Here is a 13020-nt window from a genome sequence, read left to right on the forward strand (position 1 = left end):
ATACATCCTAGCAGACAGAGCATACGACACAGAACCCATCAGAAAATGCATAAACAAAGAAGCAAAAGCACAAGATCAAATACCCCTAAAAACACGAGCAAAAACAGGACATTATCGACTAAAAAGCAAAAATACATTCAAACAAGAAATCTACTCAAGAAGAAACAATGTAGAATCAATATTTAGTGTAATAAAAAGAATATTCAACGGAACAAATAGAAGCAGAAGCCTACAATTATCAAATAAAGAAACAAAACTCAAAAATACAATCTACAACATTTATCGATCAACTCAAATTCAATAAAAATGAGGATTTCTACAAAGCCTATATAATATTAAGTAAATATAGTTTTTCTCGAAAAGTTTATACCATATGACAGACAAAGTTATATTCATGGTTGAACGAAATAAAAAGATTGTGGATCATCTTGAATTAGATGAAATTAAATCCGTAATGAAAGAATATAAAGATTCTTATGACATGTATCGAAAATTACTAGTTATAAGCATGGTATATCAGGGTGAAACGATTTCTAAAGCTTCTGATTATGTTCATACGAGTAGAAAAACTGGTGAACGTTGGGTGAAAAATTACAATGAAAAAGGATTAGAAGGATTATATTCTAATTATCACAATTGTGGGCGAAAAGCTAAATTAACAAACGAACAATTGGCTGAATTAAGAGAAATAATAACTTCTGGTGAGGAATCATATTCTATTGATGATGTTCAAAGAATAATTAAAGACACTTTTGGCGTGAATCATGATTATAAAACCGTTTGGACAATTGTCCGCAAAAAACTTGATTTAAATTATGGAAAACCCTTCATAAAATACTCAACACGTCCAGAAGATGCTGAAGAACACTTAAAAAAAACTTAGAAAACATAGATCTTCAACAGGAATTTTTGGCAATATTGGATGAAACAGCTTGCCAAAACACTCCAAATACTTCAAGAGTTCTTTATGAATCCGGAAGCAAAAATGTAATTACTAAAATTCCAGATAGGATTAAAATAAATATGATTGGATTTCAATCAATAAATTGCAAATCATACGTTGAAGCAACAAAAAAAATCAAATGCATATACCTTTTTAATATCTTTGTGTAACTTTCGAATTTTGAATTCTGAGAATGAAGAATGTTGTAAACTAATTAATGAAGCAATAAATCATCCAAATTTATCTGAAAAAAATATAAAAAAAGAAATATCAAAAAATTTGTCCTCAGAGTATGATTTAATCAATAAAATCAATGATAAATTATATGATGACAATTCCAAGGAAAAATCAATCAATTCAATCCGCAGAATCTGCAATAAAGAAGACCCCAATAACAAAGCAAAAATCGAAAGAAGAACAAGAATCAATATCAATAAAAACTTAGAAAACCCAAAAATAAAAGAGTTAACAAACAAAGAAAAAAGAATAAACATAGTTTTAGACAATGCAAGAATACAAACAGCAAAAATGATTGAAAAAGCAGCAGAAATACTAAATATAAACTTAATATTTTTAAGACCATATTGTCCAGATTTAAGTCCAATTGAAGATGTGTGGAGAGTAATTAAAAAAACAACCTATAAAACCAAATATAATTCTGCAAATGAATTAATAAACCTTTTTAAAGATAAATATTATGAAATTATTGAATCAAAATCATTTTATGAAAATTGGCTAGACCAAAATGATATAAACTTTTAGAGAAAAACTATAATTAATTAATATTTATATTATTACATCTATTAAATCTTACCAAAATCTAAAATAAGTTCAATATAAAAATCATTCGATTTTAATGAAACAAATATTTACCTCAGAGTGCAAAAATCGCATATTTTTGTTAAATTGACCTGACATCAAACTATTGTGCTCCAAACCAACAAAAAAGATATATAAAACCGAAAATAAACTAACAGTGTAGAGATTAATCCTAATCTTTACAATACATGCAGAAAAGTACAATTAGTTTTTGAGTAGTAAAATTGGCGCATAAGGCCACGGGCCTTATGCTTATATATTTATATATCATAAAAATCTAAAAGGTACCTATAACAAATTATTTAGGGGTACCTATGAGAAATTTATTCAAACCATTGAAAAACAAAATTCCGCAGATAGTGCTTATCGTATTCTTTCTGATAATACAGGCATACACAAATCTGACATTACCATCATACACGGCGGATATTGTTAATATCGGTATTCAAAATGCAGACATAAACTTCATAATCGATACCGGAATATCCATGCTTTTGATGGTGATTGCATCAGTGATAGCAACCGTTTTCATATCCTACCTCTCAAGCAGGGTCTCTTCGGGATATGCAAAGGATTTGAGAAAAATCGTATACAACAAGGTATTGAAATTTTCAAACCATGAGCTCAACGAAATATCAAGATCATCCCTGATTACCCGTACAACAAACGATATCAACCAGATTCAAAACATACTCGGGGCAATCTTTTCAACACTTCTTTTTGCACCGATAATGGGCGTGGGAAGTATCATCAGGGCATTTGAACTTGGAACAGACCTGTCATGGATTATTCTTGTAACCTTCATAGCTGTTGCAAGCCTTCTTTTCATCATCATGACAAGAGTCATACCATACTTCAAGCTGACCCAGGAAATCATCGACAGGATGAACAGGACAGCAAGGGAAATCCTAATCGGAATTCCAGTCATCAAGGCATTCGTAAGACAGCCTACCGAAAGGCAAAAGTTCGAAAAAATCAACAGGGAATTTCTGGACGTGAACATTTACGTATACAGAACCATATCAATACTCTTACCTGCAATGAGCATCATCCTAAATCTTATGATTGTTCTTATCCTCTATTTCGGAGCATTTGATGCCGTCAAAGGTTCAATCCTTACAGGTGACATCATCGCATTCATCCAATATTCCACCATGATTGTGACATCCTTCATCATGATGGGAGGATTTCTAATCATTCTTCCAAGAATCATGGTTTCAGGAAGACGTGTGGCTGAGGTGCTCAACACAGAAGTCACAATTACCGACGGAGACATATCCGAAATCGGTAATGTCGAATCACTTGAGTTTAAAAACGTATGCTACAGATATCCTGGAAGTGAACTGGAAACACTTAAAGACATCAACTTCAGCCTGCATCCCGGAAAGACCACCGCAATCATCGGAGGAACCGGAAGCGGAAAGTCAACAATACTCAATCTCATTCCCCGCCTACAGGACCCGACTTCAGGTGAAATCCTTATAAACGGCATCAACATCAGAAATTTCAGGCTTAAAACACTCAGGGACCTGATAAGCTTTACCCCACAAAAGGCAATTCTCTTCGAGGGAACCGTAAAGTCAAACATGCTGACCGGAAAGGGCGATGCAACAGATGATGAAATCAGAAACGCTCTGGAAAAGTCCCAGGTCGATTTCATAACATCCCTAGATGATGAGGTATCCCAGGAAGCGTCCAACTTCTCCGGAGGTCAAAAGCAACGCCTTTCCATTGCAAGGGCAATTATAGGAAAACATAATTTCTATCTTTTTGACGACTGCTTTTCAGCACTTGACATGAACACCGAGGCAAGGGTGAAAAACAATCTTGCCGAGCTTGGTGAAGATTCATCCATCTTGATTGTATCCCAAAGGATTTCAACAATTAAAGATGCAGATGAGATTCTGGTGATAGACAACGGCGAGATAATTGACAGAGGCACACATGATGAGTTGAATTCAAACTGTGATATATATCACGAGATTGTAAAATCACAAGTAGACACAATGGAGGTGAGCTTATGAGCCCGCCGCCTGCAAAAAGAAAACCGCCGGAAAAGGCAACAGACAACAGAAAGGCAATAAAAAATATAATGAGCCTTCTAAAGGATTACAAACTCAAACTGGCAGTAACAGTCATCTGTGCAGTAATATCCACATTGTTTAGTGTTATAAGCCCTCTTTTTATCGGAAAGGCAACAACAACGATATTTGAGGGAATAACAAACATAACAAACCACACAGGAACACTTGACTTTGAAACACTATTCTGGTGTCTGGGCACCGTGATTGTCCTATACATCATAAGTTCCATATTCATGTACCTTCAAAGCTACTTTCTGGTGGGAATATCCTCCGAGATAAGCTACAACCTCAGATCAAAGATCATGGACAAGATAACATCACTTGCAATGGACAATGTGGATGAAAACAAAAGGGGAGACATCCTCTCAAGGCTTACAAACGATGTGGACTCACTTCAGACAGGAATCACACAGGCATTCCTTCAGATGCTGACTGCAATAATAACAATCATCGGCGTATTTTCAATGATGCTGTATCTCAACGTGTGGATGACACTTGCAACAGTGGTTCTAGTTCCGATTTCATTTGCAATGATAATACTCGTTACCAGATACTCACAAAGCTATTTCCTAAAGCAGCTGGTATTTAAGGGAAGTCTGAACGCACAGATTGAAGAGACATTTACAGGCCATGACATAATCCGTGCATTCAACCAGGAGGAATCATCAATAGAGAAATTCGAAAGCGACAATGAAAACTGGTATGCCCATGAGTGGAAATCACAGTTCTTCTCAAGCCTGAGCGGCCCTGCAATGAACTTCATTTCAAACTTCGCATATGTGCTGATAGCAGTCATGGGAGCGGTATTCGTACTTCAAAAGGCAATAGCCGTTGGAGACATCATGGCGTTTTTCCAATACATTGAAAACTTCACAAGACCAATCCAACAGATAACAAGAGTGATGAACCTTGTGCAGACCGCAATGGCTGCAACTGAAAGGATTTTCGAATTTCTGGAGTTGGAAGATGAGGAAAATCCATCCTCAAAACAGATTACAGAAGTCACCCAATCAATTACATTTGAAGACGTGAGCTTTTCATACACTCCAAATGAAAAGGTCATAAACGGCCTCACATTCAACGTCAAAAAGGGTGAAAAAATAGCCATCGTAGGTGAAACCGGTGCCGGAAAGACCACAATCGTAAAGCTGCTCATGAGATTCTATGACATCAATAAAGGTTCAATCAAAATAGACGGAGTCGACATCGAGGAGTATGACAAAAACTCACTGAGATCACTTGTCGGAATGGTTCTTCAGGACTCATGGCTATTTTCAGACACAATAGCCAACAACATCCGCTACGGAAATCTTGAGGCAAGCGACGAGGAAGTCATTGAGGCGGCAAAACACGTTTATGCAGACAACTTCATAAGACAGCTTCCGGACGGATATGATACAGTGCTCAACGAAGACAGCGACAACATATCCCACGGGCAAAAGCAGCTTCTTACAATAGCCAGAACAATACTTTCCAAAAAGGAAATACTGATTCTGGATGAGGCAACCTCTTCAGTGGATACAAGAACAGAAAAGCTGATTCAAAAGGCCATGGACAGGCTGATGGAAAACAGAACCAGCTTCATTATTGCCCACAGACTGTCCACAATCAAGAATGCTGACAAGATTCTCGTTATTGAAAACGGGCAAATCATAGAGCAGGGAACACATGATGAGCTGTTGGCACAAAGGGGATACTACTACAATACCCTCAACGCACAGAACAGGGAGGCGTTATTTTGAACAATGAATTTCTTTATCACAAATTGATATTCATCAATGAATCCCTTAAGAAAAGAAATGCCAACAACAAAAACACATCACGAGGCCAGGGAAGAATCCTGGCCATCCTAAAGCATAGGGAAGGCCTTTCTACCAAGGAACTTTCAGAGATATTGAACATCAAGGTACCATCACTTAATGAAACCCTAAACAAGCTGATAAAAAACGGGTATATTAGGAAAGAGGCTTCAAGTGAAGACAAAAGAGTTCTTCTGATATATCTCACAGACAAGGGCCGTGATGTCAAATTCAAAAAGCCGAAAGACATTGACATATTCGACTGTCTGGATGAAAGCCAAAAGGAAATCTTTGACGAATGCCTGAATCTGATTTCAAAAGAACTTCATGAACGTCTGAAAGCCGACAACCCTGAAAAGTATGCTAAAATGCTTCAAGAGAGAAAGGAAGTGCTGAAAAAGTATTTTGACTGTGACATTACTCAAAGCGAATGGTATAGGTTACTTGAAAAATAAGAAAATTTAAAAAAAATTGAATGAACTAAAAAATCATCAATTTTTTTCCAAACACTTGTCCCACATCACTTTGGATTTTTCATCCAGAGGTTTTATGGAATCTGCTTTTTTGAAAAAGCCCTTAGCCTTATCGAACTTGCCCCAATCATAATATGTGTAAGCCTTACCGATCCATACATCGAAATTGGAATCCTCATCAGTAAATATGGAATTGTATACGTTGATGGCATCATTATACTCGCCGTTCAATCTGTTTGCATTTGCAATGGCTAACCAGGCACGAACATCATCCCTGATTGCCAGACAGCTGATGAACTCTTCAATTGCACCGTCATAGTTCTCCATGTTGACCAATGCCTGACCCTTAATGTAGTATGCATCGAAATTTCTCTTGTTGACTGCTATTGCCTTGTCTGCAAGTTCAATTACACGCATATTGGTCTTGAAAAAATCATATTCATCGTAGTGCATTTTGTCAAGCTTTCTTTGAGCTCTCCTTACATAATCGGCATCCCTATTGAGATATTCCTGGGTTTGCCTATAAGACTTTTTCAAATCCTCAGGAAGATCATCGCTGCTGATGATGCTTGACTTGAATTTGGATATGTCATCATAAATATCATCAATCTGATTGATTGTATCCTCGGCAAATTCCTCCAATTCCATATCATCGATTTTGCCTTCCAAATCCAGCTGTTTTAGAACTTCCCTGCTTTCATCTCTTAAAAAGTCGATTCCATCTGAAATCTGTTGGATTAATGTGGATTCAAAATAGACTTTGTCTGTGCTTCTTCTGTTGACTTTAATGTCATCGCCATCATTAGATTTTTTCATGAGCTCACCTGAAAAATTACTTTTGCTAATAAATTAACCTTTTTAAAAATAAATATTTTTCCATTTGAACTCTAACTCTAAAAGAAAAAAAGTTAGTGAGAAATTAAATCTCACTAGTTAATTTTTATTGTTGCTGTTTTAGTTGCGGATTTGTATGTATTATCTCCAGCGTAGCTGACAGTGGCTTTATATGAACCTTTTTTAGTTAAACTAAGTTTGAAGGTTGCTTGGCCTTTATCATTGGTTTTTGCTGTGATAGTTTTTCCGTCAACTTTTAAGGTTACCTTTTTGCCTGCTCCGAAGTATGTTTTGCCGTCTGCGCCTTTTACAGTGCTTAATGTTACTGTGTAGGATTTGGTTTTTGCAGATGCTTTATATGATTTGTTCGGAGCTGTGATTGTAACAGGCTTTTTGGTAATGGTAATCAGGTATACTGACATTGATGCGTCATAGCCTTCATCACCTAGGAATGCTACAGCGAAAGTCAATCTGTTTTCGGCTGCAAGGTTGATTTGTACACTTGCATAACCGTTTTCATCAGTGAATCTTTCTAAGCATTTACCGTTGTAACCTATGAGTACTGTTTTGTTTGCAAGAGGTTTGCCGCTTACGTCCTTGAGCTGTACGGTAAAGTTTCCACCTCTTTCACCTGCATTGTATTCTACAGCGTTTTGGGTGTAGTTGTTACCTTCAATGACTGTTGCAACTCTCTTAGGAGCAATGTCCTTTAAGACAATTGAAGAGTTTACAGGTGTGTTGATTTTAGAACCTGCGAAACCGAATTCAACCAAAGCGTTTGAACCAGCATCGATTGAAAATACACCGTTTTCATCAGTGGTTGTTGTATTTTCAACACCATTTACTTTGTAAACGATTTTTTCATTTGCGATTGGTTTTCCATTGCCGTTAAGTAAAGCCGCACTGATTGTTCCGTTACCGTTGATGGTCATGTCATCGAATCTGGATTCTGTAACCTTTTGGGCTGTGATAATCATCTGGTTCAATGCCAAAATGGTGGAACCTGTTGCAACAAATGAGATGTTGACTACATCTGAAGCGTTGTCGGTTTCATAGCTAACATAATCAAGTGAGTTTGAAGAGCCGTTCCATTCATCAATGAATTCTTCTCCGTCGAGGATGATGTTTCCTTCACCTTTTTGAGCACCTGCAGCAAAGATAATTGCCTTATAGATGCTTACATCTTTGGTATCAATGGCAATTTGACTGTCTGAACTGACGATTCTTCCTGCCTTGTTGTAAGAACTTCCAGCCAGCAAATCGGCTCCGTCAGCCATGTATGCTGTGAAAATGTATTTGCTTCCGGTTTCATTCAAGAAGTAAATCATGTTGGAAGGATAGAAAGCAGTCAGTCCTTTAGGTTTATCAATGACAAGAGTGTTATTGCCGTTTTGAATGAGGTCAGTTACATCAAATACAAACAGACCGTAACCGTATATGCCAGAGGAACCCAGATTGGACTGGTCCCTGTATTGGACTTTAGGAGTAATGACATTACCGTTGAAGGTTGCATTGAATATAGGTCCGTTTACACCGGATTTGTCCCAGTTATAGGCAAGATAAAGCAACGCTTTGGTTAATACTGAATCACCCATATCTATTTTCCAGACATCAGTTCTGTTAAGTGCAGATCCTGCTGCATATGTTGAAACATCCTGTGTATCAATTTTCATACCGCCGGTAAATTGAATGACAGAAATGTCTTCGATGTAGGTTGCATTGTAAGCCATGTCCTTTTCGAGATAACCGTTGTATAAAACAGGTACGGTTATGGAAGTTTCACCGACAAGTTCCTCTCCGTATTTTACGTTTACTGCATAGTTGACTTTTGTGTTGTTTGCACCGCTTACGGTTGTCTCATCAACAGGCCTTACAGTAGGGTCAGTCAACATTACGGTAGTCTTGTTTGCACCATCCAAAGCGACAACGGTACTGTTTACAACACCACCATCCGCAAGCAATTCAACTGTGTAGTTTGTTGGCTTGTTAGCTTTTACATCAATAGTAACAACATTGACGGTTCCTGCAAAGCAGGTGTTGGCATATTCGGTAGCCAAACTGACATCAGCTGCAACATTTTCTTTTGCTGTAAAAATCATCTGGTTCAATGCCAAAATGGTGGAACCTGTTGCAACAAATGATATATTGTTAATTTCAGGAGCGGTTTCATTGAACACGTAATAAACGAAACTTAATGAATTTGAAGTGTCGTTCCATACATTGACGTTTTCTACACCATTGTAAATGATGTTACCTTCACCTTTTTGAGCTCCAGCTGCAAAGACAATAAGTTCTCCATAGTATATATTTGCAGTGTCGATTGAAATCTGACTGTCGGATTTGACCAGTCTTCCTGCCTTGTTGTATGAACTTCCAGCCAATAAATCAGCACCGTTTGCAATATATGCAGTGACAACTATATTGCTGTCTGTACTGTTCCAGAAGTAGATTAGATTGGACGGATAGACAGCTGTCAGTCCTTTAGGTTTTTGTAAAACCATGGTATTTGTTCCATTTTGGACAATGTCAGATACATCATATACAAACAGACCGTAACCGTATTTGCCTGAGGAACCCATATTGGACTGATCCCTGTATTGGGCTTTAGGAGTAATGACCTTACCGTTGAAGGTTACGTTAAATACAGGTCCGTTTACACCGGATTTGTCCCAGTTATAAGCAATATAAACTAATGTATTGGCAAATGTTGAATTTTCATCCAGGTCAATTTCCCAAACGTCTGTTCTGTTGGTTACAGCAGCACCGATGTATGTTGAATCCTCCTGAACGTCAAACATGAATCCGCCGGTGACTGTGATTTTGGTGATGTCTTCAATGTATGTTGCATTGTAAGCCATGTCCTTTTGAAGATAACCATTGTATAGAACAGGTACTTCCTTGGATATTTCACCAACGATGTCTGAGCCATATTTTACGTTTACTGCATAGTTGACTTTTGTGTTGTTTGCACCGCTTACAGTTGTCTCATCAACTGGCCTTACGGTAGGATCAGTCAACATTACGGTAGTCTTGTTTGCACCATCCAAAGCAATGACAGTACTGTTTACAACTTTACCGTCAGCCAAAAGTTCTACAGTATAATTGGCAGCCATGTCTGCTTTAACGTCACTGGTTATGACATTTACAGTGCCTGCAAAGCAGGTGTTTGTATATTCAGTAGCCAATGTGGCTTCACCAGCAATTCTATTTGACTTTAACCTTAAAACGGACAGCACATTTTTAAGTGAAGCGTAAGTTCCTGTACCTGCATTTGTAGAAATGAGTTCAGTTGAGGTATAGTCCTTTACCTTACCTGTTACGTTCCAATAGTTGTATTGGTAGTAGTTACCGCTTGTATGGTTTGCGGCATCTCCCAGCAGTTCACCGTTGAGCATGTATGTTCCGTCACCGCTTGAAAGGGCAATGTTAATCAGGTCCGCTTCAGCGATATCGAATGATGCGTCTGTTGGGAAAACGGTAGTCACATTTGTTTTTGTCCATTTTTGAGTAGAATCAACCCAATAGGAGATAGTATCATTGTCCCCATCATCATAAGCTAAAATCAAAGCTATGAGTTTAATTCTTCCATCGAATGATTTGTTTTCCATACTGAAAGTATCAACCTTAATGACGACTGATGAACCGTTCAAACCCTTAAAGGTATCGGTTAAATCATAATACATCTGATAATCAGAATAACATTTGTTGATGTGATCATTTACTGTATAGATTGTTCCATCAGCGCTCCCATCTTCAATCCACAATTGCTCTGAAGCTATCTGCTTTTCTCCTGCAGTAGTATTGATGCTTACATTGGCATTTGCCCCGTAAGTATTCTTGGCACTACCTGCATAGACATTTACATATAAATCTGCATGCTTGATTTCCTTAGCATCAGAAGGCACGTCGTAGGTCAATTGCCCACTTGTAGTCCATGGATTGGCAGTAGCTACATCCACATCTCCTGAAACTACATCAGAATCAGTGCTCTGTAAATCGTCCGCACTTACAGCGCCCAGAGAAAAAACAATCATGGATATTAATACAAATAAAAAGATAATTGATTTATTTCTCATAGTATCCCATAATAATTTTTCGGCATTTTATTTAAAGAAGAAATAAGAGGCGAATAAATATTAAGACATAATAGAGCTTTAAATAAAATAGCCTTAATGTTAATGAAGTAGTAATACTGATATAAATATTATCTTAATACTAAATCGCGAAATTAGACCTAAAAAGTAATACTTTTGCCAAATAGTAATACCAAATGGCTTAAAAATATAAAAAAAGTAATAACTAAATAAAAAAATAAAAAATGAAAAGTAATACTTTATATATTAAATATATTAACCTTCCACCATAATCAGTTTGCCCGTTGCAGGATCCTTATATACCTTTCCCATTTCCATATAGCCCTGACCGGAACTTTCGGAAGACTCCGGAGTATCATTGAGCTCCTGGCCCTCAGTCACTTCGGTAATGTTGGCTGTAGCCTCCTGAACCGCCTGACTCTGGTCCTGGGAAGTGTCTGAAAATATGACGCTCTGCATATTCCAGCTGATTACTACAAATATCAAAAATCCAACGGCAATAACAAGCATCGCATCAACAAGGTTTGTGGTTCCGGCTAAAGGATCCTCTTCACCTTCACTGAATCTCTTTTTGCATTTACGCCTAACCATAGCTAGAACCCCATATTACTGATTTAACTTATCCAATAAGGCATCGACCAGGGCATCAAGGTTGGATAAATCCTCTTCATACCATCTGCGTCTGATTTTTGAAACGAAATAGCCGACAGCACCCGAACCGATACCGACAACTGTAGTGTCGAATGCGACAATGATTGCGCTGGCCAGGGTATTTACGTCACCGGCTCCCAAAGCGGCAAGACCGGGACCCATCGGAATCAGTGTACCCATAAGCCCTAATGTCGGACCGATACGTGTGACTATATCTGTTCTTTCAATTGTTTTTCCAAGCTTTGTTTCCTCAAATTCAATCAGTTTGCGTGCAAGAGTCTGTCTGGAATCTGATGTCAATGACTCTGCTCTCAATACCTTAACCAGAATGACTTTCTGGTTTTCATATAGCTTGGCATTCTTGATTATGTTCATCAGTTCATCAGCAGAACTTGCCCTTGATATTTCATAAATCAGCTTTTCAAGCAAGTCGGGTGTGACCTTCTTTCTGGAAGTGTATTCAGAAATAAGACTACCCAATGTAAGTATTGCAAAAAATGCAAATATTACAAGAAATATGATTACAGGAATCTGGAGACTCTGAGCAATCATATTCAAACCGGAAGTCAGCACTTCACTTCCAGGAATTGTTGTTACCATATACTATACCACCATCAATCTAAATAACTGTTATTTTTAAAGTAAAATCCGCCTAAAAACATTATCATCAGCACCAAACCCAAAACAGCCAAAGCATATTCCGGAGAGGCTATTGTTATTGCATCCATAGGATTTTGCAGAAGTGCAGTAATGTTCGGCAGGAATAAAGCGGACAATAGGAAATAAATTCCTAAAAAGAACATGAAATTTCCCAAAACAATCGGATAAGGTTTATTTACAAATCTGACCAGGTAATTTGAAGCGTAATATGTTAAAAGTATTGTCAAAACCAATGCAACAGCTACAATTACGCTTAAATTCATGAGCCCCAATCCAACGGTAGGAGCCACCAGCATGATACTTACGATGATTGACCCAAAACAGCACGGGCAGGGAGCAACAACCGCCATACATGTAGCTGCAGTTGTATTCTTTTCAAATACCTTATATTCCCTAATCGTAAATATTCCAGCCAAAATCATTATGACTGCCATTATCAGGAAAAATTCAAAATTATAAGTATAAATCAAATCGGTGATTTGAGTTGTAAAGAACGAGGATATCTCTGTCAATATCAAAACCCCTCCACCATAACCAATAGAAACCATTGCCAAATATCTTTTTGACATGTTTGCAAGTCCTGTTGCAAGACCCAATTTGATTCCAAATATCAAAACAGCGGACAAGATTCCCAGCTGCCATAACAAGTTAATTACTTCCATT

At 37.5% G+C, this 13020-nt stretch carries 12 protein-coding genes; 7 read left to right on the forward strand and 5 right to left on the reverse strand.

The features are described from left to right. The 7 genes from Q0W04_RS07590 to Q0W04_RS07620 all read left to right on the forward strand — a co-directional run. Positions 1-304, forward strand: a 304-nt coding sequence (locus Q0W04_RS07590) for a transposase (RefSeq protein WP_298501589.1), incomplete at its 5' end; no start/stop codon positions are given. A gap of 69 nt (positions 305-373) precedes the next feature. After that, positions 374-883, forward strand: coding sequence for a helix-turn-helix domain-containing protein (locus Q0W04_RS07595; protein WP_298501591.1), 510 nt, complete (start codon positions 374-376; stop codon positions 881-883). A gap of 35 nt (positions 884-918) precedes the next feature. After that, positions 919-1113: a hypothetical protein gene (locus tag Q0W04_RS07600; protein WP_298501594.1), complete on the forward strand. Its 195-nt coding sequence runs from the start codon at positions 919-921 to the stop codon at positions 1111-1113. A gap of 10 nt (positions 1114-1123) precedes the next feature. Further along, positions 1124-1705 (forward strand): transposase, encoded by a 582-nt coding sequence (locus tag Q0W04_RS07605; RefSeq protein WP_298501596.1) that lies wholly within the window; start codon positions 1124-1126, stop codon positions 1703-1705. 371 nt (positions 1706-2076) lie between these two features. Then, positions 2077-3786 carry an ABC transporter ATP-binding protein gene (locus Q0W04_RS07610; RefSeq protein ID WP_298501598.1) on the forward strand — a complete coding sequence of 570 codons (1710 nt, stop codon included), beginning with the start codon at positions 2077-2079 and terminating at the stop codon, positions 3784-3786. After that, positions 3783-5588: an ABC transporter ATP-binding protein gene (locus tag Q0W04_RS07615; protein WP_298501600.1), complete on the forward strand. Its 1806-nt coding sequence runs from the start codon at positions 3783-3785 to the stop codon at positions 5586-5588. The genes Q0W04_RS07610 and Q0W04_RS07615 overlap by 4 nt, the downstream gene beginning before the upstream one ends. Then, a complete protein-coding gene (locus Q0W04_RS07620; RefSeq protein WP_298501602.1) occupies positions 5585-6100 on the forward strand; it encodes a MarR family winged helix-turn-helix transcriptional regulator in 516 nt (171 codons plus the stop codon). Before Q0W04_RS07615 ends, Q0W04_RS07620 begins: the two co-directional genes overlap by 4 nt. A 36-nt stretch (positions 6101-6136) precedes the next feature. Here the strand turns inward: Q0W04_RS07620 and Q0W04_RS07625 are convergent, their stop codons facing one another. The 5 genes from Q0W04_RS07625 to Q0W04_RS07645 form a co-directional block, all read right to left on the reverse strand. Next, on the reverse strand, positions 6137-6934 hold the full coding sequence (locus Q0W04_RS07625; RefSeq protein WP_298501604.1) for a tetratricopeptide repeat protein: 798 nt from the start codon (positions 6932-6934) through the stop codon (positions 6137-6139). A 113-nt stretch (positions 6935-7047) separates the two neighbouring features. Then, complete coding sequence (locus tag Q0W04_RS07630; protein WP_298501607.1) at positions 7048-10986, reverse strand: DUF3344 domain-containing protein; 3939 nt, start codon at positions 10984-10986, stop codon at positions 7048-7050. Between the two features lie 315 nt (positions 10987-11301). Further along, the gene (locus Q0W04_RS07635; protein WP_298501610.1) at positions 11302-11637 is read right to left on the reverse strand and encodes a DUF2149 domain-containing protein; all 336 of its coding nucleotides are present in this window, start codon (positions 11635-11637) and stop codon (positions 11302-11304) included. Between the two features lie 15 nt (positions 11638-11652). After that, positions 11653-12297, reverse strand: coding sequence for a MotA/TolQ/ExbB proton channel family protein (locus Q0W04_RS07640; protein ID WP_298501614.1), 645 nt, complete (start codon positions 12295-12297; stop codon positions 11653-11655). Between the two features lie 14 nt (positions 12298-12311). Beyond that, positions 12312-13019, reverse strand: coding sequence for a DUF2162 domain-containing protein (locus tag Q0W04_RS07645; RefSeq protein ID WP_298501617.1), 708 nt, complete (start codon positions 13017-13019; stop codon positions 12312-12314). Position 13020: the final 1 nt, after the last annotated feature.

This window comes from uncultured Methanobrevibacter sp., assembly GCF_947170395.1.
GTDB lineage: Archaea > Methanobacteriota > Methanobacteria > Methanobacteriales > Methanobacteriaceae > Methanocatella.

Bases quoted from the DNA above. Each gene is read 5' to 3' on its own strand.
- Q0W04_RS07640 (WP_298501614.1), bottom strand. From the start codon at position 12,297: ATGGTAACAACAATTCCTGGAAGTGAAGTGCTGACTTCCGGTTTGAAT.
- Q0W04_RS07635 (WP_298501610.1), bottom strand. From the start codon at position 11,637: ATGGTTAGGCGTAAATGCAAAAAGAGATTCAGTGAAGGTGAAGAGGAT.
- Q0W04_RS07595 (WP_298501591.1), top strand. From the start codon at position 374: ATGACAGACAAAGTTATATTCATGGTTGAACGAAATAAAAAGATTGTG.
- Q0W04_RS07615 (WP_298501600.1), top strand. From the start codon at position 3,783: ATGAGCCCGCCGCCTGCAAAAAGAAAACCGCCGGAAAAGGCAACAGAC.
- Q0W04_RS07610 (WP_298501598.1), top strand. From the start codon at position 2,077: ATGAGAAATTTATTCAAACCATTGAAAAACAAAATTCCGCAGATAGTG.
- Q0W04_RS07645 (WP_298501617.1), bottom strand. From the start codon at position 13,019: ATGGAAGTAATTAACTTGTTATGGCAGCTGGGAATCTTGTCCGCTGTT.
- Q0W04_RS07630 (WP_298501607.1), bottom strand. From the start codon at position 10,986: ATGATTGTTTTTTCTCTGGGCGCTGTAAGTGCGGACGATTTACAGAGC.
- Q0W04_RS07625 (WP_298501604.1), bottom strand. From the start codon at position 6,934: ATGAAAAAATCTAATGATGGCGATGACATTAAAGTCAACAGAAGAAGC.